The sequence below is a fragment of the Pseudomonas sp. AAC genome, from assembly GCF_000725445.1.
In the GTDB taxonomy this organism is placed as follows: Bacteria; Pseudomonadota; Gammaproteobacteria; order Pseudomonadales; family Pseudomonadaceae; genus Pseudomonas; species Pseudomonas citronellolis.
In genome coordinates this window covers 442,986-468,743 of sequence record NZ_KL647098.1, presented here as the reverse complement: position 1 = coordinate 468,743, position 25,758 = coordinate 442,986, and the positions used below count along the sequence as shown (strand labels likewise).

The following is a 25,758-nucleotide window of genomic DNA, read 5'->3' as shown; positions in this document are numbered from 1 at the left end:
CCCTCTCCCTGAAGGGAGAGGGGGCTAGTCCGTGCCGAGAGGAGGAGTGGTTTCAGCCGGTAACTTTCGGTTTTGCCGGCTAACGCCGAAACATCAGCACACACCGAACGGTCCCCTCTCCCTTCAGGGAGAGGGTTAGGGAGAGGGTTGCGGACACCAACCCCGCTCCGCAACTGAACCTGACTCCGCTGTTCGCTATACCGCGAATCGCGCGCAGGGCGCGCTCCTACGAATGACACGGAGCTACGCCTTTCGGAGGTCCCCGCCAGCACCCAAGTAGCATGGGGCCGCGCCGGGCGCCTTCGTAGAATGCCCCCGTGGTCAACCGGCGTTGAGGCAGGCGTATGCAGGAAGGGCAGGGGGAAGGCGTAGTCAGGGGCATGTCCAGTGCCCGCGACGCAGAGGCGGTGGCCCAGGACCTGGCGCGGCAGTTGATCCATCCGCACCTGGGCTTCGTGCTGTTCTTCTGCTCCGCCGAGTACGACCTGCCGGCCCTGGCCGCCGCGCTGGAGCAGTACTTCGGCGGCATCGAGCTGGTCGGCTGCACCACTGCCGGCGAGATCACCCCCCAGGGCTACGGCCGCGGCTGCGTCAGCGCGGTGGGGTTCGACGTGCGCAGCTTCGCCGTGGCCAGCGCGCTGATCGACGAGATGGAGCGCTTCAGTCTGATCGACGCGCAGCAACTGGTGGAGGCCCTGGTGGCCGACTGCCGCAGCAGCGAGTTGGCGCCGATCAAGGACCACAGCTTCGCCCTGACCCTGCTCGACGGCCTGTCCAGCCGCGAAGAGGTGGTGCTGGCGGCGCTCAGCGCGGCGCTCGGCGCCATCCCGCATTTCGGCGGCTCGGCCGGCGACGACAACCACCTCACCCACACCCATGTCTACTACCAGGGCCAGTTCCACACCGGCGCGGCGGTGGTGCTGCTGTTCAACACCTGGCTCGACTTCGAGGTGTTCACCACCCACCACGTGGTGCCGCGCGGCGAGAAGCTGGTGGTGACCCGCGCCGACAGCGCCAGCCGCCGGGTGCTGGAGCTCAACGCGGAGCCCGCCGCCCTGGAATACGCCCGGCTGGTCGGCGTGGAGCCCCACGAACTGAGCTTCGAGCTGTTCTCCCGCCACCCGCTGGCGGTGCGCATCAAGGACCAGTACTACGTGCGCTCCATCCAGCAGGTGCACGACGACTTCAGCCTGACCTTCTACTGCGCGGTGGAGAACGGCATCGTCCTCACCGCCATGAGCACCGGGCCGCTGCTGCCCAACCTGCAGGCGCAGTTCGCGCGCCTGCGCGAACGCCTCGGCCCGCCGCTGCTGACCATCGGCTGCGACTGCTTCCTGCGCCGCCTGGAGCTGGAAGTGGCGGGCGACAGCGCACCCACCGCCGCTTTTCTCCGCCACCAGCAGGTGATCGGCTTCAACACCTACGGAGAGCAATTCAATGGCATGCACATCAACCAGACCTTCACCGGCGTCGCCATTGGCCGTCCCCGTGGCGGCGCCGGCTGAGCTGCTGGCGCGCATCGACGAACTGGAGCGCGACAAGCTCAAGCTGCAGCGCATCAACACCGCGCTGATCGAGCGCATCGAATCCAGCGCCTCGCGCGGCGACGGCGCCTACGGGGCCTTCCAGCATTCGGTGGTGCTGGCCGAGCAGGTGCGCGAGCGCACCGACGCCCTGAGCCAGGCCATGGCCGAGCTGAAGTCCAGCAACCAGCTGCTCAGCGACGCCCGCCTGCGCGCCGAGACCGCCCACCAGCACCTGCTGGATGCTATCGAAAGCATCTCCGACGCCTTCGTGCTGTTCGACCCGCAGCAGCGCATCGTACTGTTCAACGAACGCTTCCGCGCGCTCTGGGCGCCCACCCGCGCGCGCCTGGGCGCCGGCACCCGGTTGGCCGAGGTGCGCCGCCTGGCGCAGAGCAGCGGGCTGATAGTCGAAGAACAGCGCAGCAACGACGACGAACACACACTCTACCGCCTGCGCGACGACCGCTGGGTGCGCATGAGCGAGCGGCCGACCCGCGACGGCGGCCTGGTGGTGCTCTACACCGACATCACCGAGATCAAGCTCAGCGAGACCGCGCGCCGCGAGCAGGCGGTGGCGCAGAAGTCGCACCTGCTGCAGCGCGCCGTGGACAACCTGTCCCAGGGCGTGGCCATGGTCGGCGCCGAGGGCGCGCTGGAGCTGTGGAACCGGCGCTTCCTGGAACTCTGCGGGCTGGCGCCGATCGGCGCGCACCGGCCCTTCGCCGACGTCATGGGCGAGAGCGGCCTGCCGCTGCTCACCCCGCGCAGCCGCGGCGACGACGGCGCGCCCCTGGCGGCCCTGGAGCAGCGCCTGTTCGACGGCCGCATGCTGGAAATCCGCACCCACGCGCTGCCCACCGGCGGCTTCGTCAACACCTTCACCGACATCACCGAGCGCTACCGCCACGCCGAGGCGCTGCGCGAGAGCGAGCGCTGGATCCGCCTGATCACCGACCAGGTGCCGGCGCTGATCGCCTACCTCAACGCCGACCTGGTCTACGAGTTCACCAACAAGGTCTACGAGCAGTGGTACCGCTGGCCCAGCGGCGCGATGCTCGGGCGCAACCTGCGCGAGGTGCACGGCGCCGAGCACTGCCGGCGCCTGGAGCCGTACTTCGAGCGGGCGCTGTCGGGCGAGAGCGTGACCTTCGAGATCGCCGAGACCAACCTGGCCGGGCAGGAGCGCTACATGCAGCGCTCCTACGTGCCCAACCGCCAGGCCGACGGCCAGGTCGCCGGGCTGTTCGTGCTGATCCGCGACATCACCGAGCGCCGGCGCACCGCCGAGGCCCTGCACCAGGCCTACCAGAACCTGGAGCAACGGGTGCGCGAGCGCACCGCCGAGCTGACCAGCCTGAACGACCAGCTCAAGCGCGAGATCGACGAGCGCAGCCAGGTGCAGGCGCGCCTGCGCGAGGCCAAGCGCGAGGCCGAGCAGGCCAACCTGTCGAAGACCAAGTTCCTCGCCGCGGTCAGCCACGACCTGCTGCAGCCGCTGAACGCCGCGCGGCTGTTCACCAGCGCCCTGCAGGAGCGCGGCGAGGGCGACGGCCTGGTGCGCAACATCAGCCACTCGCTGGAGGACGTGGAGAACCTGCTGGGCACCCTGGTGGACATCTCCAAGCTCGACGCCGGGGTGATCAAGCCGGACATCGCGCCCTTCGAGGTCGGCGAGCTGCTCGGCAACCTCGCCGCCGAATACCGCCAGATCGCCGCCAGCGAAGGCCTGCGCCTGGACTACGTGGCCTGCGACGCCCAGGTGCGCAGCGACCTGCAACTGCTCGCCCGCATCCTGCGCAACCTGCTCTCCAACGCCATCCGCTACACCCCCGCCGGGCGCGTGCTGCTGGGCTGCCGACGGCGCCGGCAGAGCCTGTGGATCGAGGTCTGGGACACCGGCATGGGCATCCCGGCGGACAAGCTCGGCGAGATTTTCCAGGAGTTCAAGCGCGGCGACACCCAGCGCTCCCACCAGGACCGCGGCCTGGGCCTGGGGCTGGCGATAGTCGAGAAGATCGCGCGCATGCTCGGCCACCGCATCCAGGTCGGCTCGGTGCCCGGCAAGGGCTCGCGCTTCGCCGTCGAGGTTCCGCTGGCGCGCGGGGCGGTGCGCGCGCGCCCGGAACCGGCGCAGCAGGCCGAACATCTGGTGGAACGCCTGCGCGGCTCGCGGGTGTGGGTGCTGGACAACGACGCGGCCATCTGCGCCGGCATGCGCACCCTGCTGGAAGCCTGGGGCTGCCGGGTGGTCACCGCGCTATCGGAAGAAGACCTGGCGCGCCAGGTGGACAACTTCCACGCTGAAGCCGACCTGCTGATAGCCGACTACCACCTGGACGACGGCTGCAACGGGGTGGACGCCGTGGCTTCGATAAACGCCCGCCGCGGCGCGCCGCTGCCGGCGTTGATGATCACGGCCAACTACAGCAACGAGCTCAAGCAGCAGGTGCGGGAGCTGGGGCATACGCTGATGCACAAGCCGGTGAGGCCGATGAAGCTGAAGACGGCGTTGTGTCATTTGATGGATAGGGCTGGCTGAGGTTGGCGCCGTACCTGTAGGAGCGGGCCCTGCCCGCGATTTTCGCGCGCAGGGCGCGCTCCTACATGGGGGATGGGGGCGGAGTAGGGCGGGGGTCGTGGCGGTGAAGGTTCGACTTCGGCGCAGGGTTTGGGTCCGCAACCCTCTCCCCAGCCCTCGGCTGCGCGCCCCGCCCTGAAGGGAGAGGGGGCTATCCGTGCCGCTGGTGGTTTTCGTGCCATCCGGCAACACCGGCGTGGCCGGCGAGCGCCGAAATTACACTTCACGCCGAACGGTCCCCTCTCCCTTCAGGGAGAGGGTTAGGGAGAGGGGGGCTTGTTCGTGCGGTGAAGGGATCTGGTGCCAGCCGGATACTCGGTACGAACCGGCTAACGCCGAAACGTCAGCGCACGCCGAACGGTCCCCTCTCCCTCTGGGAGAGGGTTAGGGTGAGGGAACGGAGGTTGGCCTAGCAGAGGTGTCACCGGCAAACAGGTTCGCGAGCAAGAACTAGGCGTCCCCCTCGCTCCTACGAAAAGCCAGCCAGTGCTCAAGCCCGCTGAGCAGCCGGCACACGCACCTTGGCCCGCAGTATCAACCCAATCCCCCCCAACACCGCGCAGGACACCAGCAACAACCGCAAACCGATGTGCTCCCCCAGCAGCAACGCCCCGGACAACGCCGCCAGCACCGGCACACTCAGCTGCACCGAGGCCGCCTGGATCGCCGACAGCCCCGGCAGCGCCGCGTACCAGATGGCATAGCCAATCCCCGAAGCCAGCGCCCCGGACAGCACCGCGTAGACCACTCCCGGCACATCCCCCCGCAACTGGCCATGGAACACCAGGGCCAGCACGGCAGCAAAGGCAATGCCACGAACGAAGTTGCCCGTGGTCACCGCCAGCGGATCGCCCGCATTACGCCCCAGCAGCGAATACAGCCCCCAGGCCACGCCGGACAGCAGCATCAGCAGCGCGCCCGTCAGCGGCGGGGCGCCGGCGCCGGGCAGCAGTTGCACCAGCAGCCCGCCCAGGGCCAGGGCGAAGCCCAGCAGGGCCTGGCCGGCCAGGCGTTCGCCGCGCAGCAGGCCGACCACCAGCATGGTCACCTGCACCGCGCCGAACAGCAGCAGCGCGCCGGTGCCGGCGTCCAGCTGCACGTAGGCGTAGGAGAAGGCCGCGGCGTAGACGAACAGCGCCGCCGCCGCGCGCCAGTTGCCTTTGGCCTCGCCGGCCCGGCCGCGCAGGCGCAGCAGCAGGCCGAGCATCAGCGCGCCGGAGAGGATGCGGATGCCGGTGAAGCTCACCGCGTCCAGCTGGGTGGCCTTCAGCGCCAGGCGGCAGAGCAGGGAGTTGCCGGCGAAGGCGAGCATCGCCAGCGCCGTGAGCAGCAGGGTGCGCGAGGCGGGCATGGCGGCTCCCTAGCGGCGCAGGTAGGCGGCGAAGTCGATGTCGCCGGCACTGAGAATGGCCTGCACCCGGTTGTGCACCTTGAGCTTGCGCAGGATCGCCGAGACGTGGGCCTTCACCGTGGTCTCGGCGATCTCCAGGTTGTAGGCGATCTGCTTGTTCGACTCGCCCTTGGTCATGCGTTCGAGCACCAGCAGCTGCTTGCGCGTCAGCGCCTGCAGCAGCTCCGGCGGGATGCCGTGCTCCTCGTGGCCGTTGCGCCGCGGCGAGGCCTTCTGCGTGCGGATGATGTCCGAGGGCAGGTAGACGTTGCCGTTGAGGATCTGCTCGATGGCCTCGGTCATCTGCGCCCGCGGCGAGGACTTGGTGATGAAGCCCACCGCGCCGTAGGTGATGGCCTGCAGCACCACCTGCTTGTCCTGCTCGGCCGAGACGATCACCACCGGGATGGTCGGCGCCTCGTTGCGCAGGTTCATCAGGCCGCTCAGGCCGTGCATGCCGGGCATGTTCAGGTCGAGCAGGATCAGGTCCAGGTCGTCGTGCTCCTGGGTCAGGCCCAGGGCGCTGTCGAGGTCGGCGGTCTCCATCACCTCGCTGCCGGGGAAGCCGTCGGCGATGACGTTGTGGATGGCCTCGCGGAACAGCGGGTGATCGTCGGCGATCAGGATCTTGTACATGGCCTACACCTCGTTGTTGTCGTTATGGGCGGCGGCTAGCCGTTGCCGGGTGTGCTCAGGGGAAAGGGTGCGGCTGGGCGTCCTGCAGGGGCAGGCCGGCCTGTTCCCAGGCGTCTACTCCGTCACGGTACCAGTAGAGCCTGGAATAGCCCAGCGCATGGGCGCGGCGGACCGCGTTCCAGCTGGCCCAGCAGTCCGAGCGGCAGTAGAACACCAGCGGGCGCGTCGGGTCGCCCTCGCTCAGCTGCCGCAGGTTCTCGCGGAAGTAGGCCTGCCAGGGCGCGCTCAGCACGCCGTCGCCGGTGTTGGCCAGCCACAGGCTGCCGGGCAGGTTGCGGTGCGCTTCGTTGGCCACGAACCGGCCGTTGAGCCAGGTGCGGCGGTACACGTCCACCAGGCGCGTGCGCGGCTCGCGGGCCAGCAGCGCTTGCAGGGCGGCGGTGTCCAGGGTGGTGGCGTGGTCGGCGCTGGCCGGGGTCGGGCTGCGGTACTGGCTGGTGCGGTAGCCGTCGCTGGAGAACAGCGCTTCGTCCGCATGGGCCAGCGGCAGGCCCAGCAGCGCGCAGAGCAGGGCAGGGGCTAGGCGGGGCATGGTGGCATCTCGATATTTATTCTTCTGCCCGCCATTACATGCCAGGGGCGCTGCTTTGGAAATTCGACGTCCGGAGGGTTGATCCAGTACCAAAGTAGGAGTTTTCAGCCCTTGCGCAGCGCCGCGTGCTGCGGGTTGAAGGTGAGCAGCGCAAGGCCGGCGAACAGCAGCGTCAGCCCCAGGCACACCGCCAGCGCAAGCGGGTTGAAGCGCTGGTACAGGGCGAAGCGCACCAGCTCCACGGCGTGGCTGAAGGGGTTGAGCGCGCACAGCCAGTACAGGCCCACGCTGGCCTCGCGCATCTTCCACAGCGGGTACAGCGCCGAGGACAGGAAGAACAGCGGGAAGATCACGAAGTTCATCACCCCGGCGAAGTTCTCCAACTGGCGGATGGCGTTGGACAGCAGCAGGCCCAGGGCGCTGAGCAGCAGGGCCGCCAGCAGCAGCGCCGGCAGCGCGGCGAGCAGCCCCCAGGCCGGCGGCTGCACGCCGTACAGCCAGGCGATGGCGAGGAAGGCGTATACCTGCAGCAGCGACACCAGCGCCGTGGCCAGCAGCTTGCCGGCCAGCAGGAAGGCGCGCGGCAGCGGGCTGGTGAGCAGCACGCGCATGCTGCCCATCTCGCGGTCGTAGACCATCGACAGCGAGCCCTGCATGCCGTTGAACAGCAGGATCATGCAGCACAGCCCGGGGACTATGTAGGTCTCGTAGGTCACGTAGGTGTCGTAGGGCTCGATGATCGAGATGCCCAGCGCGGCGCGAAAGCCGGCGGCGAACACCAGCAGCCACAGCAGCGGGCGCACCAGGGCGCTGAGGAAGCGCGAGCGCTGCAGCACGAAGCGCAGCCACTCGCGCATCACGATGCCGCGCAGGCACTGCCAGTAGGCGGCGGGGCCGAAACCGAGGGTGTCGTATGGCTTCATGCGCAGGCTTCCAGGCGGGTGAGGCGGGCGAAGGCGCGGGGCAGGTCGCCACCGTCGGCGGCGCTGACCTGGGCCGCTTCGCCCTGGGCCACCAGGCGGCCGCGGTCGAGCACCAGCAACTGGTCGTCGCCGCGCACCTCGTCCAGCAGATGGGTGGTCCACAGCACCGCCAGGCCCTCGTCGCGGCACAGCTGGCGCACGTGTTCGTTCAGCCCCTGGCGCGCCGCCGGGTCCAGCCCCACGCTGGCCTCGTCGAGCAGCAGCAGGCGTGGGCGGTGCAGCAGCGCGCGGGCGATCTCCACGCGGCGGCGGTGGCCGCCGTTCAAGGTGCGCACCTTGTCGCGGCGGCGCTCCTGCAGTTGCTGGCGGGCCAGTTCCTGCTCGATGCGGCCGGCCGCCAGGGCCCGCGGCAGGCCGTGCAGGGCGGCGTGGTAGCGCAGGTTCTGCTCCACGCTCAGGTCCAGGTCCAGGGTGCTCTGCTGGAACACCACGCCCAGCTGGCGCAGGGCCAGGCGCGGCTGGCGGGCCAGGCTGCAGCCGCACACCTCGATCTCGCCGACCTGCAGGTCGTACAGGCGCGTGAGCAGGGCGATCAAGGTCGACTTGCCGGCGCCGTTGGGCCCCAGCAGCGCGGTGAAGCGCCCGGCCGGCAGGGCGAAGTCGATGCCGTCCAGCGCCTTGCGCGCGCCGTAGGCGAAGCCCAGGCCCGCCACCCGCAGGGCGTTCATGGCGTCACCACCACGCCCCAGGGGTAGCGCCCGACCTTGATCGAGCGGGTCACCTTGAGGTCTTTCACGTCGATCACCGAGACGTCGCCGCTGACGCCGTTGGTGGCCAGCAGCAGGCTCTCGTCCGGGTTGAACGCCAGGTGCCAGACGCGGCGGCCCACCAGCAGGTAGTCGAGCACCTCGAAGGTCTTCGCATCCACTACCGCAATGTGGTTGGCCGGGCCCAGGGCGACGAAGGCGTACTTGCCATCGCTGGTCAGCTTCACGCCCACCGGCTGGATCTTGTCCGGGTGCACGCCCTTGATGGCGAAGCGCAGGCTCTTGAGGATCTTGCGGCTGGCCACGTCCACCACGCTGACGCTGCCGCCGATCTCCGCCGACACCCAGACCTGGCTGCCGTCCTTGTTGAACTCCGCGTGGCGCGGGCGCTGGTCCACCAGGGTGCTGTCCACCAGCTTCTGCGTGGCGGTGTCGATCCAGTGCAGCATGTTGGTGGTCTCGCTGGTGTTCACCGCCCACTTGCCGTCGGGGCTCACCGCCATGCCCTCGGGCTCCACGCCCACGTCGATCTGCCCGAGCACCTGGGCGGTCTGGGTATCGACCACGGTCACCAGCGCGTCGTCCTCGTTGGAGACGTACAGCCAGCGGTCGTTGGGGTGCAGGGCGAACTGCTCGGGGTCGGCGCCGGAGGGCAGCTGCCTGACGATCCTGCCGCTGGCCAGGTCCATTACCTGCACGGTGTCGGAGTCGCTGGCGCAGATGTACAGCAGCTTGTTGTCGTGGGACAGCGCCAGGCCGCGTGGGCGCTTGCCGGTCTCCAGGGTGCCGGTGACGGCCATGCTGTCCAGGTCGATGACGCTGATGTTGTTGTCCTTCTCGTTGGACACGTAGGCCTTGGCGGCGAAGGCCGGCGGCGCCAGGCACAGGGCGGCAGCCAGCAGGGAAGGGACCAGGGTGGCCTGGAGCATGGCAGGTCGGAAAATGGCGGCGCGGAACATGGCGTATCTCCAGATCAGGGCTTGGCGTCGGCGAGGCGGCAACGGCTTTCCGGGGCATCCAGGCCGAGGCTGTCGAGTTCGCTTGCGGGATGCAGGAAGCCTTCCTGCGGGGAGGTGCTGACCAGCGCGCGCGGCTGCACCAGGGGAATGGGTTGGCGCAGCTGGCCGTCCCAGGGGCGGTAGCTGAGTTTGTAGCCCTTGAAACCGTCCAGCGGCAGGTCCGGCGACAGCGCCAGGGCGCGGATGGCTTGCGGCTCGGCATTGCGCAGGCGCGTCACGGCGCTGGCCACGCTGCGCACGGCGACCCAGGCGGCGAAGTCGCGGTCGTTCATCCAGCGCTTGGCCTGGGCCTCGAAGCGCTTCTGCAACTGGGCGGCGCCGAAGGTTTCCACGGTCTTGTGCCAGCCCGTGGCGACCAGGCCCTGGGTGCCGGCCACCGGGCGCGGCAGCCAGGTGTTGTAGGGCACGTACTCGCCGAAGTCGCCGTGCTCGTCGGCCACCAGCACCACGTCGTAGTCGTCGCCGGCCTGGGTGAACAGCGGCATGTCGGCCTGGGCGCTGCGGCGTTGGTCGTTGGCGAAGGTGAAGGCCTTCTCCTCGACTATCTTCGCCCCGAAGCGCCTGGCCGAGCGGCGCAGGGCGGCGGCGTAGGCCTTGTCCCCGGGGCGCTGGCCGATGATCAACAGCCAGTGCGTCCACTTGCGCAGCACCAGGAACTGGGTGAGGGCGTCGGTCAGCATCAGCCGGCTGGGCAGGGTGTGCAGCACGTTGGCCGGGCACTGGTCGGCGCGCAACTCGTCGTCGGCGGCGCCGGCGTTGAACAGCAGGCTGTCCGGCAGCGCGGCGGCCAGTTGGCGCAGGCTCTCGGCCGGGGCGTTGACCACGAACAGGCGCAGGCCGTCGTCGTGCAGCTTGCGCGCCTCGGCCAGCAACTGCTGGGCATCGGCGCTGGTGGCGCTGACCAGGCTGTAGCGCTGCTTGAGGAAGCGCCCGGTGGTGTTGCTGTCGTCGATGGCCAGCTCGGCGCCGCGCAGGCCGGCGTCGGTAGGCTCGGGGATGATGTTCGACAGCAGCGGGCCGGGGTCGGGCGTGTAGCCGAGGTAGGCGATGCGCACCTGCAGTTCGGCCGGGGCATCCTCGGCACGCACGTTCAGGCAGAGCAGGGCAGCGCAGGCGACCGCCAGCAGGTAGGCCACGCCGTGCAGGGCGAACTGGCGCATGGGCGACTCCATTGTTGTTGTGTCGCCAGCATAGGAACGCGCCAGGGCCTGGGAAATATGCAGAAAGTACCGCCGGGGCAATACCAAGGTAGTAGATCGCCGCCGGCGGCCGCGCCCTAGCATGGCCCTACAACAACAAAGACAACGGGAGCCGAGCCATGCGTATCGCCGTCACCCTGGTACTGCCCATCCTGCTGATCCTCAGCCTGCTGGGCTTCGATTTCATGTACAGCCTGCACACCCGCCCCGGCGTGCCCAGCGCCTGCGTCGCCGGTCAGCCCTGCCGCGTGGGGCCCTAGGGCGCGGCCATGTCGGCGCTGTGGCGGATCAACCTGCTGGTCGGGCTGTTCTTCGCCCTGGTCGCCGCGCTGTGCGTGGCCGTGCTGCTGCACCAGGGCGACGAGGACGTGCGCCGCGAACTGGACGCCGCCCGCGCCGTGGTGGAATACCTGCGCGAGGCGGCGCTGCGCGACCCGGCCAGCCTCGACCAGAGCCTCACCGGCGGCCTGCGCCACGTGCGCGTGCACTGGCTCGACCAGCCGCCGCCGGCGCCGCGCGGCTGGCTCGACGAATGGCTGGCGGCGCGCCTGTACCCGGACGTCTACCACGCCGCGCCGCTGCAACTGGCCGACGGCCGCCGCGTGCAGCTGAGCGTGGACCCGCGCGACGAAATCGACGAAGTCCGCGACTCCCTGGTGCAGCTGCTGGCGCTGTTCGGCGTGGCCCTGGCGGTCAGCCTGCTAGCGATCCGCTGGGCGGTGCGCGGCGGGCTACGGGTGGTGGAGCAGTTGCAGGCCGCGTTCGGCGAGATCGCCCAGGGCCGCCTGCAGGTACGCCTGCCCGGCCATTCGCTGCCCGAGGCGCAGCGCCTGGCCGGGCGCTTCAACGGCATGGCCGAGGCCCTGGAGCTCGCCTGCCAGGAAAACGCCGAACTGACCCGCTCGCTGCTCGCCGTGCAGGAGCGAGAGCGCCAGGAACTGGCCCAGGCCCTGCACGACGACATCGGCCAGTACCTGGCCGGCATCCGCGCGCAACTCTTCCTGCTGCACAGCCTGCACGACCAACCCGCCGCGCAACCCACCCTGGAACGCATGGACCAGCACTGCCGCGGCCTGAACGACAGCTTCCGCGCGCTGATCCGCGACCTTTACCCGGTGGTGCTGGAGCACCTGGCCCTGGACGAAGCGGTGCGCGCCTACGTCGAGGACTGGCAGGCCAGCCAGGGCATCGCCTGCACCCTGCGCCTGCCCGACAGCCTGCCGCCCCTGGGCGACGCGGCCAAGGCGCACCTGTACCGCCTGCTGCAAGAGGCGCTGACCAACGTCGCCCGCCACGCCGGCGCCACCCGCGTGTGGGTGCGCCTGCAAACCCGCGGCGGCCACCTGTACCTGGCCGTGCGCGACGACGGCCGCGGCAGCGACGGCCCGCCCCGCGCCGGCATCGGCCTGCGCTCCATGCGCGAGCGCGCCCGCTGCCTGGGCGGCGAACTGCAACTGCGCAGCCAGCCCGGCCTGGGCCTGGCGCTGCGCCTGCGGGTGCCGCTGCCGGTGGCGGCATGAGAGGAGAGAAAGCGATGAAAATCCTGCTGGTGGACGACCATTTCGTGGTGCGCGAAGGCATAGCCGCCCTGCTGCGCGGCCTGCTGCCGGAAGCGGACGTGGTGGAAGCGGGCGACGGCGAGGAAGCGCTGCAAGCGGTGCAACGCGAGATTCCCGCGCTGGTCATCCTCGACATCGGCCTGCCCGGCATCAGCGGCCTGGAAGTCACCCGCCGCCTGCGCCAGCGTCTGCCGCAGTTGCGCGTGCTGTTCTTCAGCATGCACGACGAACTGCCCCTGGTGCGCCAGGCCCTGGACGCCGGCGCCGCCGGCTACGTGACCAAGGGCGCGGCCCCGGCGGTGCTGCTCGAAGCGGTGCGCCGCGTGCTGGCCGGCCAGCTCTACATCGAACAACCCCTGGCCACCCGCCTGGCCTGCCAGCCCAGGGGCCTGGAAGCGGGCGACCCGCGCCTGCACGGCCTGACCCGCCGCGAATTCGAAATCTTCGTCATGCTCGCCCGCGGCCTGCCGGCAAGGCAGGTGGCCGAACACCTGTGCGTGAGCGCCAAGACGGTGTCCAACCACGTGACGCTGCTGAAGCAGAAGCTGCAGGTGAGTTCCCACGCGGAGCTGGTGCACCTGGCGATCGATAGCGGGGTGCTGCGCGTGAGCGGCGAGGCATTGGCAGGGTAGGGACCTGGCTTTGCAGGGAATGGTGTGGATGGTGCCGCGTAGGAGCGAGCATGGCTTTTCGTAGGATGGTGTTGAGCGAAGCGATACCCATCACCATGGTCCGATGGGTATCGCAAGCTCAACCCATCCTACGAAAAGCGCCCCGGCGCAGCCGGCAAGGCAGTCGCTCCCCCAGGGGCTGGGAGGCGCAGGCGTAGGATGGCGTGGAGCGCAGCGATACCCATCTTGTCCCACGCATAACCTGCTTGGGTTTCCAACTACCTGTTGCTTGGCGTGATGTATTGCATCACACTTCGCCGCATGATCGTCAGCTTCCAGCACAAGGGCCTGGCGCTGTTCTTCAGAACTGGCTCCACCCGAGGAATCCGTGCCGACCACGCCAAACGCCTGGCGCGTATGTTGCCGTTCCTCGATCGAGCGGCCGCTCCGGACGACCTCAACCTGCCGGGCTGGCGTCTGCATCCCTTGAAGGGAGAACTGGACGGTTTCTGGTCACTCACCGTCAGCGGCAACTGGCGGGTGATCTTCCGCTTCATCGGCAACGACGTGGAACTTGTCGACTATCTTGATTACCACTGAACAGGAGGGGGTGCCCATGGTCATGTTCAATCCACCACATCCTGGCGAAACCCTGCGCGAAGACGTGCTGCCGGCGCTCGATATCAGCGTCACCGAACTGGCCCGCCGCCTGGGCTTCGCGCGCGAAACCCTGTCGCGGGTGCTGCACGGCCGCGCGCCCATCAGCCCGGACCTGGCCGTGCGCCTGGAGCTGGCCGGCATCGGCACGGCGCGCACCTGGCTCGGCGTGCAGGCCGACTACGACATCTGGCAGGCCAGGCACCGCGAACAACCACATATCGAGCGCTTCGCCGATATCGCCTGAAAACTGAAAAGCTCCGCGAATGCGGGGCTTTGCCTGTTCCGAAGCATCAGGGAGCTGCTTCGTAGGATGGCGTGGAGCGCAGCGATACCCATCGCCCCCCTGCGCACCACCTCCCCTGTAGGAGCGGACTTCGTCCGCGATCCGCGGCCACTCCCCCTGCAACGGTCGCCCTCAAGGCTCGAAAGTCACCGGCCGCAGCGGTGCGGTATTCACCTTCAGCTCGAACACATCCGGCCGCGCGTAGTGGCCGCAGGCGTCGAAATCGAGGTTGCCCTTGCTCAGCTGGGCCATGTCGAGGTCGGCGTAGAGTTCGGTCTCGCAGTCGAACACCGGGCCGGCCAGCACTTCGCCCTGCGGGCTGACGATCATGCTGCCGCCGCGCATCACGTACTCGTCCTCCTGATAGTCCAGGCCGAACGCCTCGCGATGCTGCTGCGGGTACTCGCCCAGGCGGATCGCCTGGCAGGCGGAGAGCACGAACACCCGGCCTTCCAGGGCGATATGTACCATCGAGCTGGCCCAGGACGGGCGGTCGTCCGCGGTGGGCGCGCAATACAGTTGCACGCCCTGGGCGTACATGGCCTGGCGCAGCGCCGGCATGTAGTTCTCCCAACAGATCACGCTGCCCAGCACGCCGAACTCGGTGTCCACCGGCGCTATCGTGGAACCGTCGCCGAAGCCCCAGATCAGCCGTTCCTGCCCGGTGGGCATCAGCTTGCGGTGGTAGCCGGCGATGCCGCGCCCCGGCGCCAATGTCACGGCGGTGCAGTAGAGGGTGCGGCCGAAGCGCTCGATGATGCCCACCACCACGGTCACGCCGGTCTGCTCCACGCACTCGGCGAGCACCGCCAGTTCCGGGCCGTCCAGCGCCACGGCGCCCTCGACGTAACGCTGGTACAGCTCGCGCCCCGCGGCGCTGCGGTTGCCCACCACGCTGCCGAAAGCCACTCCCTTGGGGTAGCCGCCGATGAAGGCCTCGGGGAACACCGCCAGCTTCGCGCCCTGTTCCGCCACGCGGCGGAGGATGCCGCAGGCCTTCTCGACGCTGGCCATCGGCTCGTAGGGAACGGAGGCGGCCTGGATGATTGCTACACGGGTCATTGGGGGCTCCTGACTGTCTGTTGAAAGGCCTAGAAACGGCTGATGTCGTTGTCGCGGGTTTCCGGCAGGGTCTTCCACAGCACCACCAGGCACACCAGGGAGACCGCCGCCAGGTACGCCGCGGGCAGGTTCGCGTCGCCGGTCTGGCGAATCAGCGCGGCGGCGATGAAGGGGCCGGGCCCGGCGAGGATCGCCAGTGCCAGGTTGTGGCCCAGGGCCGCGCCGGTGGAGCGGATCGAGGCCGGGAAGACTTCCACCAGCAACACCACGTCCATCACCGCGGTGATCGCCACCAGCACGCCCATCACGATCAGCCCGGCGAGGATCGCCAGCGGGTTGCCGCTGTTGAGCAGCAGGAAGATCGGATAGGCCAGCAGCGTGAGCGCGGCGGCAGCGCCCAGCAGCAGCTTGCGCCGGCCGATGCGGTCGCTGAGTTGGCCGATCAGCGGGTTGACGATCACATAGACCACCAGCGCCGCGCTGCACAGCCACAGCGCGCTGCTGCGCGGCAGGCCGACGGTGGAGACCAGATGGTTGTTGGCGTAGGTGATGAAGTAGTAGAGCGAGACGCCGAACAGCGCGGAGAAGGCGAAGGTGGTGACGAAGGCGCGGCGGCGCACGGCGCGGCTCGGGGCTTGCGCCTTGTGCGAGTCGCGCTGGCGGACCATCTCTTCGTAAACCGGGGTGTCGCCCAGCTTGCGGCGGATGAACACGGCGATGCCGGTCATCACGATGGACGCCACGAACGGCAGGCGCCAGCCCCAGGCCGCCAACTGCTGGTCATCCAGCGCCGAGGCGATGCTCGCCGCGGTGAAGGTACCGAACAGGAAGGCCAGTCCCGCCGTCCCGGTGATCACGCTGGCGGCGGTGGCGCGGCGGTTGGACGGGGCGCTCTCGACGATGTAGATGCCGGCGCTGGACCACTCGCCACCGACCATCATGCCCTGGATGAAACGCATGGCGATGAGCAGGATGGGCGCGGCGATGCCGATCGCCTCGTAGGAGGGCAGCAGGCCGATGATGGTGGTGCACACGCCCATGCCGAACACCGTGATGATCAGCACCGCGCGGCGGCCGAAGCGGTCGCCGATGGGCCCGAGGATCAACGCGCCGAAAGGCCTGGAGAGAAAGCCGACGGCGAACACCGCCAGCGATGAGAGTAGCGACACGCCCGGCGCGCTGGAGGGGAAGAACAGCATGCCGATCACCGCGGCGAAGTAGCCGTAGATGGCGAAATCGAACCATTCCATGAAATTGCCGATGCCGACCGCGATGGCCCGCTTGCGGATATCCGACTGTCCGCCCCTGGTCCGGATGCCGCCTGCACCCATGCTTTGCTCAATCGCGTCCACAGAATTCTCCAGCGCTTGTTATGTTGTTGTGGACGCCAGACTAGGAATCTCCTCGGGCACGGGGCAAACGATTAGCAAATATGAGCCGGATTAACGTACGTAATATCTCGCGGATCGACCTCAACCTTCTGCTCACCTTCCACTGCCTGATGACCGAGCGCAGCGCCACCCGCGCCTCGGCGATGCTGCACGTGACCCAGGGCGCGGTGAGCGCGGCGCTGCGCCGGCTGCGCGAGCATTTCGGCGACGAACTGTTCATCCGCACCGCCTCCGGCATGCAGCCTACGCGCAAGGCCATGGAGCTGGCGCCGAAGATCGCCGAGGCGCTGACCTCCATTTCCGCCGTGCTGGGCGCCGAGCCGGAGTTCTCCCCGCGCGATTCCAGCTACCTGTTCAACATCGGCCTGTCCGACGACATCGAGTCCTACCTCGCCCCGCGCATCGTCAGCGCGGCGGCGGAGCAGGGCCTGGGCGTGACTTTCGCCTTCCACCAGAGCAACAGCTCGCTGTGGAAGCAGTCGCTGCAGGATCCGGACATGGACCTGGTGATCTGCAGCGAGCCGAAGGACTTCAACACCAGCTATTCGTCCCAGGTGCTGTTCTCCTCCTCGTACTCCTGCCTGTTCCATCCGCGCGCCGGCGCGGCGGACGCACCCATCGGCCTGGAGGAATACTTCGCCGCCGACCACGTGCGCATCTCCTACGACGGCCGCCGCGGCTTCATCGACGACATGTTCGAGTCCGCCGGCTACGCCCGCCGCGTCATCGCCTCCTTCACCCACTTCAGCGGCGCCTTGACCACGCTGGTGAGCAGCGAGGCCATCGCCACGCTCCCGACCTTCGCCGCCGAGAGCTACGCGGCCATGACCCAGCTGCGCGCGAGCCCGGCGCCGCTGCCGGTGCCGTCCTTCCGCTGCTTCATGGTCTGGGACATCGCCAAGCACAGCAAACCGCACCACGAATGGCTGCGCCAGTTCATCGGCGAGCTGGCGCAGAAGCTCGGCTAGCCGCGAGAGGGCCATCCATTCGGCATCAACCTGTAGGCGTGGATCTCATCCGCGAATCGCGCCGGGACGTCCGGCTATCGCGGACAAGGTCCGCTCCTACGGGGGCAGGTCCCCTCGTAGGATGGTGTTGAGCGAAGCGATACCCATCGCCATGACCGCATGGGTTTCGCAAGCTCAACCCATCCTACGAAAAGCACCTCGACGCAGACAGTTGCTCCTACGGTTACAGGGAAGCACGGGCGTAGGAGCGGACTTCGTCCGCGATTGGATTCACCGGCCACGCCGGACGCCTCGGTGGCACGGCCGACGGCGGATAACCGCGAACGGTTATGCGCCCTACGTCCGGCCGCGCTCCTCTGCGGCGGCATACAACCGCTCGGCATCGGTCGCCAGGTATTCCAGCGCGCTGAAGGTGCCGTCCAGCACATCCTCGGCAGGCGCTCCCAGGTCCGGCGCGCCGGCCAGCAGGCGCAGCAGATTGATCAGGGCGGATTGACGGGATTGGGCAGCGTCGTAGAAGTCCGATGGGGCAGCGTGCTTGAGGGGATGGAGTAGAACTTGGGCAGAAAGGCTCATGAAAATCTCCCAGATTGATTCAGTCTTCCGCCTCCCGACGCCAATCGGGGAGGGCGGACCGTACAGGTTGGCGTACCGGAATCTGGGAACCGGCGCATCCGAAGATGCCCCGCACGGCCCGCCCATGACACGGGTGCAGCCACGCAAGGTGCCGGAGATTGACCCAGACACCTTCCAGAATTCCGGGACGCCAATCCCACACCGTTCTGTTGAGCGGCTGAGCAACGTCAGGGAGTTGCCGTGAGGCTGTCAATCGGGCGTGGCAAAGAGCGAGGCGGTTGGCCTGCATAGCCGCCGTAGGCGAATGGCTGCTTCCGACCCATAGCCGCCCTTCGCAGATGGCAGCTACCGGTCAAAAGCAAGCTGTCAAACGGCCCGTTGATGTAGAACAGGTTCGGCAACGCGACGGACTTGTAGTTCATGAACACATTGGCCCAGAATTCATCGAGATCTACACTCTCCTTGCCAATGACCGGCATCGGACGAAGGAATCCATCAGCATCGAAGCCGGTCCCCAGGATGATTGTGTCCAGCGGCTGGAAAGACCCATCCCTCAAGCGGATGCCATTTGTCTCAATCGGCTCGATACCTTCGGTCACGATCGAGACGATCGGCTGCTGTACCGCTTCATGGAATCCGCCAGATACGACAATGCGCTTGCAGCCAGCTTCGTAGTCCGGCGTTAGGGCATGCACAAAAAATAGGAATGGCCGGGTGTTGCGGTGCAACGTGACTGGCTTCAGACCACTAAAATGATGCAATTCGACAGAATAAGAATGAGTGGTTGTATACGCCGTGAGAATCCAGCCTCTTCCGCCTCTCAACAGCCTGCTTGCCTTTGAATCTGCAGCCCGTCATTTGAGCTTCACCCTTGCCGCCAAAGAGCTGAACGTCACGCAAGGGGCGATCAGTCGCCAGATTCGACTGCTAGAGGACTATCTCGGGAAGACGCTCTTCGAGCGAACGACCCGAACCATCAACTTGACCCCGGCAGGCGCTCAGTACCACGAGACCGTTCGAGAATGCCTGCTTCATCTGGCCCGCTCCACTGGCGAGATCCGGCAATGGCGAGGCGATCAGCAAGTGACGGTGGCCACCAGCACGGCCATGGCATCGCTCTGGCTTCTGCCCAAGGTTGCGGAGTTTCAAAGTCAGCACGAGGAGATCGATCTGCGAATAATCGCGCTCGACCATGTGAAAGACTACTCCCGACTCGATTGCGATCTGGCGCTGTACTACTGCAGTACCCCGCCCAAGGACATGGAAGTGACACCGTTGTTCTCGGAGGAGATCTATCTGGTCTGCAGCCCCGCTTACCTGGCGAAGAATCCCCAGCTTTCGTCGATCGACGGACTGTCTTCCTGCACTTGGTTGTGGCTCGAGGACTCGCAGCGCGACTGGATAGGTTGGCCGGAGTGGTTTAAGCGTCTGGGGCATGAGCCTGGGATCCCGAAGCATCGGGTCAATATCAATAGCTACAGCATGCTGATCCAGTCCGCCGTTAGCGGTCAGGGGGTCGCGCTGGCCTGGGACCGGTTGGTCGATGAGCCATTGAGCACAGGCAGCCTCGTACGACCGAATGATCTTTCTCTACAGACAGATGCAAAGTTCTGTTTGCTGGAGCCGCTGAGTGCGCGTAGGCCACGACAGAGCGTGAGGTTGTTCCGCGACTGGCTCATGGGGCTACCTTCGGTTCAAGGTTGAGGGGGCTACTATCGACAATCAAAGATCAGGACTTTCAGGCGCAGAAACGACCAAGGCCGTCAGCTTGTGGCTGACGGCCTTGGTGCTGTCAGGTGGCTAGTGGCTCTTCCGGTTCATTGCGTCCAGCCAATCGGGAAGGGCCACGGTATTGCCAATGTCAGCCGGCTCTTCGTGCGGTCATTGGGGAGACCGCAGCAGCCCCGCCCAGTACTGGTCCGCGAAGTTGCGAGACGCCCTTCTGGGAATGCTCCTGAACGAGTAGACGGCCGCCTGGGGGTAGGTCGGGCTGGCCGTTGAGCGACTCCTGCCGCAAGGTGCGGACCAGGGTGTAGCTCATTACGGTCATCAGGATTGCGATTGGCAGGCCGACGGCGATGCTCGCCATTTGGATCGCCTTGAGTCCTCCCGCCAGCAGCAGGCCGGCGGCGATGGCGCCTTCCAGCACGCACCAGAGCAGCCTGATCCAGTTGGGCGGATTGGTGCTGCCCAGCGCGTTCAGCGTACAGAGCACCTGTGTTCCCGCATCGGCCGTGGTGACGAAGTGCACCGCGAGCAGCAGGCAGACGAGGACGGACAGCACCGCGCCGACGGTCGGGCCATCCAGTTGCCCCAGCAGGGTGAACATCGCCGCAGTGGTTTCCTTCTTGGTCGCCAGGAGAACGGTGCCGCCTTCGAACCTGGTCTGCTCCTGGGCCACTTGGGCACTGGCAACTGTCTTCTGGTATTGCTGGCGTTCGGTCTGCTCGTTCTTCAGCGCCGCGCCACCGAACACGGACATCCAGAGGATGGTGACCAGCGTGGGTACGAAGAGGGCGCCTACGATCAGCTCGCGGATGGTGCGGCCCTTGGAAATGCGCGCGATGAACAGGCCCACGAACGGACCCCAGGTCATCCACCACGGCCAATAGAACGCCGTCCACCAGTTCTGCCACTGGGTGTCCTTCTGCGTGTCCATCCAGAGGCTCAGGCTCGGCAGGGTCTGGATGTAGTCGCCGGTGGATTCGAACATCAGGTTGAGGATGTAACGGGTCGGACCGATGGCCAGGACCACCAGCATCAGCGCGAAGGACATGTACATGTTGAGCGTCGAAATGCGCTTCATGCCCTTGGAGAGGCCGGCCAGCAAGGAAATGGACGCGATGATGGTGACGACCAGGATGATCGACAGCTGCAGCACGATGCTGATCGGCAGGCCGAACACCTGGTGAAGGCCGGTGTTGATCTGCGCCACGCCCAGGCCCAGCGATTGCGATACGCCGAACGCGGTGATGGCGACGCCCATGATGTCGACCACATGGCCGATCCAGCCATAGATGCGGTCACCGATCAGCGGGTAGAGGATGGAACGCAACGCCAGCGGCAGGCCGCGACGGTAGGCGAAGTATGCCAGGCTCAGGCCGATGAGGCTGAAGATCGCCCACGGATGCAGACCCCAGTGGAACAGGGTGATGCGCATAGCCGCGGTGGCGGCTTCGTCCGTCAGGCCCGCGGCGAACGGGTTGCCGGCGTAGTGCAGCATCGGCTCGGCCACCGACCAGAAGATCAGTCCGATGCCCATGCCGGCGCTGAACAGCATGGCGATCCATGAGCCGAAGCTGAACTCGGGCTCGTCATCGTCGGCACCCAGTTTCAGGTCGCCGTACTTGCTGGTGGTGAGGTACAGCAGGAGGCAGAGAATACCGCTTACCAGCGCTAGGTAGTACCACTTGAAGTTGTCGAGGATGAAGGTCGAGGCTGCTTCGAAAGTCTTCGCGGCTTGCTCGTTGGTGAACGCGCAGAACAGCACGAACAGCACCACGGTGACTATCGAGGCGAGGGTTACGGTGGGGTTGAGGCCTTTCAAAGGGCCCGTTTGTGCACGCATGGTTGTTGTCCCCTTTTATTTTTGTTCAGGGCTTTTTTTCGTGTGGAGCGAGGGTCAGGCATTGGCATCTGCCTGAATCACGGAGGTCGCTTCACGCTGGAATGATCCCGGGATGATCGTGCCCGAGATGTGGCAACAAAATGGTCGACGCTGGGCCTGGCGACAAATCATTTCTGCTCATCAATTAATTACCATGACTCATTAAATTGGGCGAGCCGCCTTTGTTTCAAATTCACGAACTGCGATGCTCACAAGGTTATTCGAAAATTTCACATTAATGAGAAAAGGTAATTAATTAGGCCGAAAAAATCGTTTGTCCGCTGCTTCCTCTCTTGCCGAAACTCGCCGCCATGCAGCAGGCCGAATCGGCTGCGCATTTCCTTCCGTGCCAAGCAAGAGAGAACAACAATGACTTCGACTGCCCCTCGCCTGATTCCGACCCATGCCCTGGAAACCGTCCTGGCTCCCATCCACGAAGCCCACGGTCTGACCAACGAGTTCTATACCGAGCAGCGCTATTTCGAGCTGGAGCGCGATCACGTGCTGGGCCGCAACTGGGCCTGCATCGGTTTCGCCAGCGACCTGCCGAAGAACAGCTACGTGAAGCCGGTGGATTTCATGGGGCTGCCGTTGCTGATGATGCGCAACCGCGAAGGCGTGGTGCAGGTCTTCCACAACGTCTGCAGCCATCGCGGCGTGAAGCTGGTGCAGGAAGCGGGCGAGGTGCAGGGCGTGATCCGCTGCCCCTACCACTCCTGGACCTATGACCTGAACGGCGGCCTGAAAGGCACCCCGCACGTCGGCGGCATCAACCAGCACAAGGACGAACGCTTCGCCTGCGAGAAGCACGGCCTGAAGGCGCTGCGCAGCACCATCTGGATGGACATGGTGTTCATAAACCTGTCCGCCGATGCGCCGGCGCTGGAAGAGCAGCTCGCGCCGCTGACCGAGCGCTGGACCCAGTTCCTCGGCACCGACGGCATGGACCTGATTCGCCGCGAGGCCAACAGCGGCGCGCTGAGCATCGAGGTCAACTGCAACTGGAAGCTGGCGGTTGAGAACTACTGCGAGTCTTACCACCTGCCGTGGGTGCACCCGGCGCTGAACACCTACTCGCGCCTGGAAGACCACTACAACATCATGTTCGACCAGTTCGCCGGCCAGGGCAGCCATGCCTACAACTTGTCCGACGTTGCCGGCACGCACCTGCCGACCTTCCCGTCCTGGCCGCAGGATCGCATGCGCACCGCCGAGTACGTGGCCTTCTTCCCCAACGTGCTGCTGGGCATCCAGGCCGACCACGCCTTCGCCATGATGCTGGAGCCGGTGGCGCCCGGTAAGACCATCGAGCACCTGCGTCTCTTCTATGTCGGCGACGAGGCCCTCGACTCCCGCTTCGAGGCTGCCCGCGACGCAGTGAAGGAATCCTGGCGCGTGGTGTTCGCCGAGGACATCGCTTCCGTGGAAGGCATGCAGAAGGGTCGCCAGTCCCCCGGCTACAACGGCGGCGCGTTCTCTCCGGAGATGGATCTGCCGACCCACTACTTCCACAAGTGGGCCGCCCAGCAGCTGCTCGACTACGCGCAGAAAGCCTGAGGTGAACGCCATGCATCAGATCGCATCGCACTGGCTGAACTTCATCGACGGCCAGTGGACCGACAGTGAGCAGCGCCTCACCGTCAATAATCCCGGCACCACCGAACCGGTCGCCACCATCGCCCAGGCCACCGTGGCCGACGCCGAGCGTGCCGTGCAGGCGGCGCGCCGCTGCGCCGACAGCGGTGAGCTGACCTGCGCCCGTCCGGCGCAGCGGGTCTCCTGGCTGCTGGAGATCGCCGCGCAGATCCGCGCGTTGACCGAGGAGGGCGCCTGGGTCCTGTGCCAGGAGAACGGCAAGCGCCTGCGCGATGCCCGCGACGAGTTCGTCGAGGCTGCGCGCTACTTCGAGTACTACGCCGGTATGGCTGACAAGATCGAGGGGACCTCCATTCCCCTTGGCAACGGCTACATGGACTTCACCGTCTACGACCCGATGGGCGTGTCGCTGCAGATCGTGCCGTGGAACTTCCCGGTTTCCATCTGTGCCCGCTCGCTGGCGCCGGCCCTGGCTGCCGGCAACGCGGTGGTGGTCAAGTCGCCGGAGCTTTCGCCGCTGGGACTGTGCGTCCTGCTTAAGGCCATCGAACGTGCCGGCCTGCCGCGCGGCGCGGTGAACCTGATCTGCGGTCGTGGCCGCGAAGTCGGCGCCTATCTGGCCGGGCACCGTGACATCGATCAGATCGTCTTCACCGGCTCGGTCGGCACTGGCCAAAGCATCCTGCGCACTGCCGCCGAGCATGCGATCCCCAGCGTCATGGAACTGGGTGGCAAGTCGGCCGCGCTGGTCTTCACCGACGCCGATCGCGAGCAGGTTCTGACGAGCGTCAGGAACGGCATTTTCTTCAATGCCGGCCAGGTCTGCTCGGCCATGTCGCGCCTGCTGGTGCAGCGCTCGGTGTATGACGAGGTGGTGGCCGACGTGGCGGAGATGGCCAAGGGGCTGAGCGTCGGTCTCGGCCAGGACGATCCAGACCACACGCCGGTGATTTCCGCAGGCCAACTCCAGGGAATCGAGGCCATGTGCCGGCGCGCTCAGGAACAGGGCGCGGTGGTAGCAGCTGGCGGCGAAGCGATCAGCGGGCTCCGTGGGCATTTCATGGCGCCCACGGTGCTGCGCAATGTGCACCCGCAGATGGAAATCGCCCAAGCCGAGGTGTTCGGGCCAGTCCTTGCGGTGATTCCGTTCGACACCGAAGAGGAAGCCATTGCCATCGCCAACGGAACCGATTTCGGCCTGGTGGCGGGCGTCTTCACTCAGGACCTCAACCGCGCGCTGCGCTGCGCACGGCGCCTGCGCGCTGGCCAGGTGTTCGTCAACGAGTGGTACGCGGGTGGCATCGAAACGCCGTTCGGCGGGGTAGGTCTGTCCGGTTTCGGCCGGGAGAAGGGGCAGGAGGCTCTCTACAGCTACGTTCGGACCAAGAACCTGGCCCTGCGTATCAAGGGCGAGTGAGGGCGCGGCTATGAAAAAGTGGCTCTGCATCATCTGTGGCCTGATCTATGACGAGGCCGTGGGCTGGCCGGACGACGGCATCGCTGCCGGAACCCGCTGGGAGGACGTTCCCGAGGATTGGCTGTGCCCCGACTGCAAGGTCGGCAAGTCCGATTTCGAGATGATCGAGATCAGTGAGCCGGTCACCGCCGTTGCCACTCCGCCGGCTGCGCTGAAGCGGCCGGTGGCGGCCGCAGTTACTGCCGGGCCGGTGGTCATCATCGGCAGCGGCTATGCCGGTTACGGCCTGGCCCAGGAACTGCGCAAGGCCAATCCGCAACTGGATATCCGCGTGCTGACCCAGGAGTCCGGGCACAACTACTCCAAGCCGGCTCTGTCCATCGCGTTGGCGCAGGGCCGCAGTGCCGCGGCGCTGGCCACGGAAAGCCCGATGGCGCTGGAGCGGCGCCTGGGCATCCGCATCTATACGCACTGCCGGGTCGAGCGGATCGATACCGAGGCGCGGCGACTTCACACCAGTCTCGGCGAGATGGATTACGGCCAGTTGGTGCTGGCCAGCGGCGCCTCGCCCGTGCGCCTGCCAATCGAGGGCTGCGCCGATGCGCTGCTCAGCGTCAACAACCTGCAGGACTACCACCAGTTCCGCGAGCGCCTGGAAGGCGTACGCAGCGTGGCAATCCTCGGCGACGGGCTGATCGGTTGCGAGTTCGCCAATGACCTGGCGAGCAGCGGTTATCAGGTACGGATCATCGGCCTGGGCGCCTGGCCGATGGAACGGCTGCTGCCGGAACAGGCGGGCCTGCAACTACAGCAGGCGCTGTCCGGCCTCGGCGTGCAGTGGAACCTGTACAGCACCTTGCAGCGTATCGAGCAGGATGGGGACGGCTATCGCCTGACCCTCTCCGACGGCCAGATCGTCGAGGCGGATCTCGTCCTCTCGGCTGTCGGCCTGCGACCGAACCTGCAATTGGCCGCGGACGCCGGTCTGGAGTGCGGGCGCGGCATCAAGGTCGACGCCAGTCTGCAAACTTCGAAACCAGGCATCTATGCCCTAGGCGACTGCATCGAGATCGACGGACAGCTGCTGCCTTACCTCGCGCCGATCAACGAAGGCATCCGCGCGCTTGCCCGGACCCTGCTGGGCCAGCCGACTCCCGTCAGCTACCCGCTGATGCCGGTCACGGTGAAGATTCCGGCCGCGCCGCTGTGCCTGCTGCCGCCGCCGGTCGATTGCGAAGGCCAATGGCGCTGCGACGCAACCGCAGACGGTCTGAGCGCGGCCTTCCATGACCCTGCTGGCGCCATGCGCGGCTTCGTCCTGCTCGGACGGCAGGCGCAACAGAAACGCAATGCCTGGCTGCAGAGCTGCCAGGACACCCAACAGAACGTGGCGTGAGT

At 66.9% G+C, this 25,758-nt stretch carries 24 protein-coding genes and 1 pseudogene; 13 read left to right on the top strand and 12 right to left on the bottom strand.

The window, feature by feature from the left end; all coding sequences use genetic code 11:
- Positions 1 to 344 precede the first annotated feature (344 nt).
- Together nosP and nahK are read left to right on the top strand one after the other, a co-directional pair.
- On the top strand, positions 345 to 1,505 hold the full coding sequence (gene nosP, locus FG99_RS19685) for a nitric oxide-sensing protein NosP (RefSeq protein WP_043271965.1): 1,161 nt from the start codon (positions 345 to 347) through the stop codon (positions 1,503 to 1,505).
- Positions 1,438 to 4,065, top strand: a complete 2,628-nt coding sequence (nahK, locus tag FG99_RS19680) for a hybrid sensor histidine kinase/response regulator NahK/ErcS' (protein WP_081884674.1) — start codon at positions 1,438 to 1,440, stop codon at positions 4,063 to 4,065. The genes nosP and nahK overlap by 68 nt, the downstream gene beginning before the upstream one ends.
- Before the next feature lie 529 nt (positions 4,066 to 4,594).
- On the opposite strand, the gene FG99_RS19675 is transcribed toward nahK, so the two are convergent.
- The 7 genes from FG99_RS19675 to FG99_RS19645 all read right to left on the bottom strand — a co-directional run bounded on the left by FG99_RS19675 (position 4,595) and on the right by FG99_RS19645 (position 10,591).
- Positions 4,595 to 5,455 carry a DMT family transporter gene (locus FG99_RS19675; RefSeq protein WP_043271962.1) on the bottom strand — a complete coding sequence of 287 codons (861 nt, stop codon included), beginning with the start codon at positions 5,453 to 5,455 and terminating at the stop codon, positions 4,595 to 4,597.
- A 9-nt stretch (positions 5,456 to 5,464) separates the two neighbouring features.
- Complete coding sequence (gene agmR, locus FG99_RS19670; RefSeq protein ID WP_009622977.1) at positions 5,465 to 6,130, bottom strand: response regulator AgmR; 666 nt, start codon at positions 6,128 to 6,130, stop codon at positions 5,465 to 5,467.
- Positions 6,131 to 6,185: 55 nt separating this feature from the next.
- Positions 6,186 to 6,722 (bottom strand): PQQ-dependent catabolism-associated CXXCW motif protein, encoded by a 537-nt coding sequence (locus FG99_RS19665; RefSeq protein WP_043271961.1) that lies wholly within the window; start codon positions 6,720 to 6,722, stop codon positions 6,186 to 6,188.
- Between the two features lie 104 nt (positions 6,723 to 6,826).
- Positions 6,827 to 7,645: an ABC transporter permease gene (locus FG99_RS19660; protein ID WP_051879079.1), complete on the bottom strand. Its 819-nt coding sequence runs from the start codon at positions 7,643 to 7,645 to the stop codon at positions 6,827 to 6,829.
- The gene (locus FG99_RS19655) at positions 7,642 to 8,373 is read right to left on the bottom strand and encodes an ABC transporter ATP-binding protein (RefSeq protein ID WP_043271959.1); all 732 of its coding nucleotides are present in this window, start codon (positions 8,371 to 8,373) and stop codon (positions 7,642 to 7,644) included. The genes FG99_RS19660 and FG99_RS19655 overlap by 4 nt, the downstream gene beginning before the upstream one ends.
- Positions 8,370 to 9,341 carry a YVTN family beta-propeller repeat protein gene (locus FG99_RS19650; protein WP_043272235.1) on the bottom strand — a complete coding sequence of 324 codons (972 nt, stop codon included), beginning with the start codon at positions 9,339 to 9,341 and terminating at the stop codon, positions 8,370 to 8,372. Before FG99_RS19650 ends, FG99_RS19655 begins: the two co-directional genes overlap by 4 nt.
- Before the next feature lie 44 nt (positions 9,342 to 9,385).
- The gene (locus FG99_RS19645) at positions 9,386 to 10,591 is read right to left on the bottom strand and encodes an ABC transporter substrate-binding protein (RefSeq protein WP_043271957.1); all 1,206 of its coding nucleotides are present in this window, start codon (positions 10,589 to 10,591) and stop codon (positions 9,386 to 9,388) included.
- A 158-nt stretch (positions 10,592 to 10,749) separates the two neighbouring features.
- On the opposite strand from FG99_RS19645, the gene FG99_RS32515 reads away from it, so the two are divergent.
- From FG99_RS32515 to FG99_RS19625, 5 genes are all read left to right on the top strand, one after another.
- Entirely contained in the window at positions 10,750 to 10,890 is a 141-nt protein-coding gene (locus tag FG99_RS32515; protein ID WP_009622964.1) for a hypothetical protein, read from the top strand.
- Positions 10,891 to 10,899: 9 nt separating this feature from the next.
- Positions 10,900 to 12,150 carry a sensor histidine kinase gene (locus tag FG99_RS19640; RefSeq protein ID WP_043271955.1) on the top strand — a complete coding sequence of 417 codons (1,251 nt, stop codon included), beginning with the start codon at positions 10,900 to 10,902 and terminating at the stop codon, positions 12,148 to 12,150.
- 14 nt (positions 12,151 to 12,164) lie between these two features.
- Positions 12,165 to 12,821 carry a response regulator transcription factor gene (locus tag FG99_RS19635; RefSeq protein WP_009622960.1) on the top strand — a complete coding sequence of 219 codons (657 nt, stop codon included), beginning with the start codon at positions 12,165 to 12,167 and terminating at the stop codon, positions 12,819 to 12,821.
- 300 nt (positions 12,822 to 13,121) lie between these two features.
- Entirely contained in the window at positions 13,122 to 13,400 is a 279-nt protein-coding gene (locus tag FG99_RS19630) for a type II toxin-antitoxin system RelE/ParE family toxin (RefSeq protein WP_024128692.1), read from the top strand.
- Between the two features lie 16 nt (positions 13,401 to 13,416).
- The gene (locus FG99_RS19625) at positions 13,417 to 13,704 is read left to right on the top strand and encodes a HigA family addiction module antitoxin (RefSeq protein ID WP_009622956.1); all 288 of its coding nucleotides are present in this window, start codon (positions 13,417 to 13,419) and stop codon (positions 13,702 to 13,704) included.
- Positions 13,705 to 13,875: 171 nt separating this feature from the next.
- Here FG99_RS19625 and FG99_RS19620 read toward each other — a convergent pair whose 3' ends face one another.
- Positions 13,876 to 14,805, bottom strand: coding sequence for a carbon-nitrogen hydrolase family protein (locus FG99_RS19620; RefSeq protein ID WP_043271953.1), 930 nt, complete (start codon positions 14,803 to 14,805; stop codon positions 13,876 to 13,878).
- 29 nt (positions 14,806 to 14,834) lie between these two features.
- Positions 14,835 to 16,136: an MFS transporter gene (locus tag FG99_RS19615; protein ID WP_225617253.1), complete on the bottom strand. Its 1,302-nt coding sequence runs from the start codon at positions 16,134 to 16,136 to the stop codon at positions 14,835 to 14,837.
- A 101-nt stretch (positions 16,137 to 16,237) separates the two neighbouring features.
- Here FG99_RS19615 and FG99_RS19610 point away from each other — a divergent pair, with 101 nt between their 5' ends.
- The gene (locus FG99_RS19610) at positions 16,238 to 17,164 is read left to right on the top strand and encodes a LysR family transcriptional regulator (RefSeq protein ID WP_043271949.1); all 927 of its coding nucleotides are present in this window, start codon (positions 16,238 to 16,240) and stop codon (positions 17,162 to 17,164) included.
- Between the two features lie 336 nt (positions 17,165 to 17,500).
- On the opposite strand, the gene FG99_RS19605 is transcribed toward FG99_RS19610, so the two are convergent.
- Positions 17,501 to 17,740 (bottom strand): hypothetical protein, encoded by a 240-nt coding sequence (locus tag FG99_RS19605; RefSeq protein ID WP_043271948.1) that lies wholly within the window; start codon positions 17,738 to 17,740, stop codon positions 17,501 to 17,503.
- Positions 17,741 to 17,967: 227 nt separating this feature from the next.
- On the bottom strand, positions 17,968 to 18,468 hold the full coding sequence (locus FG99_RS19600; RefSeq protein ID WP_043271946.1) for an NAD(P)/FAD-dependent oxidoreductase: 501 nt from the start codon (positions 18,466 to 18,468) through the stop codon (positions 17,968 to 17,970).
- A gap of 67 nt (positions 18,469 to 18,535) precedes the next feature.
- Between FG99_RS19600 and FG99_RS19595 the strand changes: the two genes are divergently transcribed.
- Positions 18,536 to 19,444, top strand: coding sequence for a LysR substrate-binding domain-containing protein (locus FG99_RS19595; RefSeq protein WP_043272234.1), 909 nt, complete (start codon positions 18,536 to 18,538; stop codon positions 19,442 to 19,444).
- A gap of 157 nt (positions 19,445 to 19,601) precedes the next feature.
- On the opposite strand, the gene FG99_RS19590 is transcribed toward FG99_RS19595, so the two are convergent.
- The gene (locus FG99_RS19590) at positions 19,602 to 21,308 is read right to left on the bottom strand and encodes a BCCT family transporter (protein ID WP_043271944.1); all 1,707 of its coding nucleotides are present in this window, start codon (positions 21,306 to 21,308) and stop codon (positions 19,602 to 19,604) included.
- A 408-nt stretch (positions 21,309 to 21,716) separates the two neighbouring features.
- Here FG99_RS19590 and FG99_RS19585 point away from each other — a divergent pair, with 408 nt between their 5' ends.
- From FG99_RS19585 to FG99_RS19575, 4 genes and pseudogenes are all read left to right on the top strand, one after another.
- Complete coding sequence (locus tag FG99_RS19585) at positions 21,717 to 22,904, top strand: aromatic ring-hydroxylating oxygenase subunit alpha (protein WP_043271942.1); 1,188 nt, start codon at positions 21,717 to 21,719, stop codon at positions 22,902 to 22,904.
- A 10-nt stretch (positions 22,905 to 22,914) separates the two neighbouring features.
- Positions 22,915 to 24,360, top strand: a complete 1,446-nt coding sequence (locus FG99_RS19580; protein WP_043272233.1) for an aldehyde dehydrogenase family protein — start codon at positions 22,915 to 22,917, stop codon at positions 24,358 to 24,360.
- Positions 24,361 to 24,370: 10 nt separating this feature from the next.
- Positions 24,371 to 24,532: pseudogene (locus FG99_RS32920) on the top strand (rubredoxin); the annotation flags it as partial.
- Complete coding sequence (locus tag FG99_RS19575) at positions 24,521 to 25,756, top strand: FAD-dependent oxidoreductase (protein ID WP_225617252.1); 1,236 nt, start codon at positions 24,521 to 24,523, stop codon at positions 25,754 to 25,756. The pseudogene FG99_RS32920 and the gene FG99_RS19575, both read left to right, overlap by 12 nt.
- Positions 25,757 to 25,758: the final 2 nt, after the last annotated feature.

Excerpts from the sequence above, each read along its gene's own strand:
- nosP (WP_043271965.1), top strand. The coding sequence starts at position 345 with ATGCAGGAAGGGCAGGGGGAAGGCGTAGTCAGGGGCATGTCCAGTGCC.
- nahK (WP_081884674.1), top strand. The coding sequence starts at position 1,438 with ATGGCATGCACATCAACCAGACCTTCACCGGCGTCGCCATTGGCCGTC.
- FG99_RS19675 (WP_043271962.1), bottom strand. The coding sequence starts at position 5,455 with ATGCCCGCCTCGCGCACCCTGCTGCTCACGGCGCTGGCGATGCTCGCC.
- agmR (WP_009622977.1), bottom strand. The coding sequence starts at position 6,130 with ATGTACAAGATCCTGATCGCCGACGATCACCCGCTGTTCCGCGAGGCC.
- FG99_RS19665 (WP_043271961.1), bottom strand. The coding sequence starts at position 6,722 with ATGCCCCGCCTAGCCCCTGCCCTGCTCTGCGCGCTGCTGGGCCTGCCG.
- FG99_RS19660 (WP_051879079.1), bottom strand. The coding sequence starts at position 7,645 with ATGAAGCCATACGACACCCTCGGTTTCGGCCCCGCCGCCTACTGGCAG.
- FG99_RS19655 (WP_043271959.1), bottom strand. The coding sequence starts at position 8,373 with ATGAACGCCCTGCGGGTGGCGGGCCTGGGCTTCGCCTACGGCGCGCGC.
- FG99_RS19650 (WP_043272235.1), bottom strand. The coding sequence starts at position 9,341 with ATGCTCCAGGCCACCCTGGTCCCTTCCCTGCTGGCTGCCGCCCTGTGC.
- FG99_RS19645 (WP_043271957.1), bottom strand. The coding sequence starts at position 10,591 with ATGCGCCAGTTCGCCCTGCACGGCGTGGCCTACCTGCTGGCGGTCGCC.
- FG99_RS32515 (WP_009622964.1), top strand. The coding sequence starts at position 10,750 with ATGCGTATCGCCGTCACCCTGGTACTGCCCATCCTGCTGATCCTCAGC.
- FG99_RS19640 (WP_043271955.1), top strand. The coding sequence starts at position 10,900 with ATGTCGGCGCTGTGGCGGATCAACCTGCTGGTCGGGCTGTTCTTCGCC.
- FG99_RS19635 (WP_009622960.1), top strand. The coding sequence starts at position 12,165 with ATGAAAATCCTGCTGGTGGACGACCATTTCGTGGTGCGCGAAGGCATA.
- FG99_RS19630 (WP_024128692.1), top strand. The coding sequence starts at position 13,122 with ATGATCGTCAGCTTCCAGCACAAGGGCCTGGCGCTGTTCTTCAGAACT.
- FG99_RS19625 (WP_009622956.1), top strand. The coding sequence starts at position 13,417 with ATGGTCATGTTCAATCCACCACATCCTGGCGAAACCCTGCGCGAAGAC.
- FG99_RS19620 (WP_043271953.1), bottom strand. The coding sequence starts at position 14,805 with ATGACCCGTGTAGCAATCATCCAGGCCGCCTCCGTTCCCTACGAGCCG.
- FG99_RS19615 (WP_225617253.1), bottom strand. The coding sequence starts at position 16,136 with ATGGGTGCAGGCGGCATCCGGACCAGGGGCGGACAGTCGGATATCCGC.
- FG99_RS19610 (WP_043271949.1), top strand. The coding sequence starts at position 16,238 with ATGAGCCGGATTAACGTACGTAATATCTCGCGGATCGACCTCAACCTT.
- FG99_RS19605 (WP_043271948.1), bottom strand. The coding sequence starts at position 17,740 with ATGAGCCTTTCTGCCCAAGTTCTACTCCATCCCCTCAAGCACGCTGCC.
- FG99_RS19590 (WP_043271944.1), bottom strand. The coding sequence starts at position 21,308 with ATGCGTGCACAAACGGGCCCTTTGAAAGGCCTCAACCCCACCGTAACC.
- FG99_RS19585 (WP_043271942.1), top strand. The coding sequence starts at position 21,717 with ATGACTTCGACTGCCCCTCGCCTGATTCCGACCCATGCCCTGGAAACC.
- FG99_RS19580 (WP_043272233.1), top strand. The coding sequence starts at position 22,915 with ATGCATCAGATCGCATCGCACTGGCTGAACTTCATCGACGGCCAGTGG.
- FG99_RS19575 (WP_225617252.1), top strand. The coding sequence starts at position 24,521 with ATGATCGAGATCAGTGAGCCGGTCACCGCCGTTGCCACTCCGCCGGCT.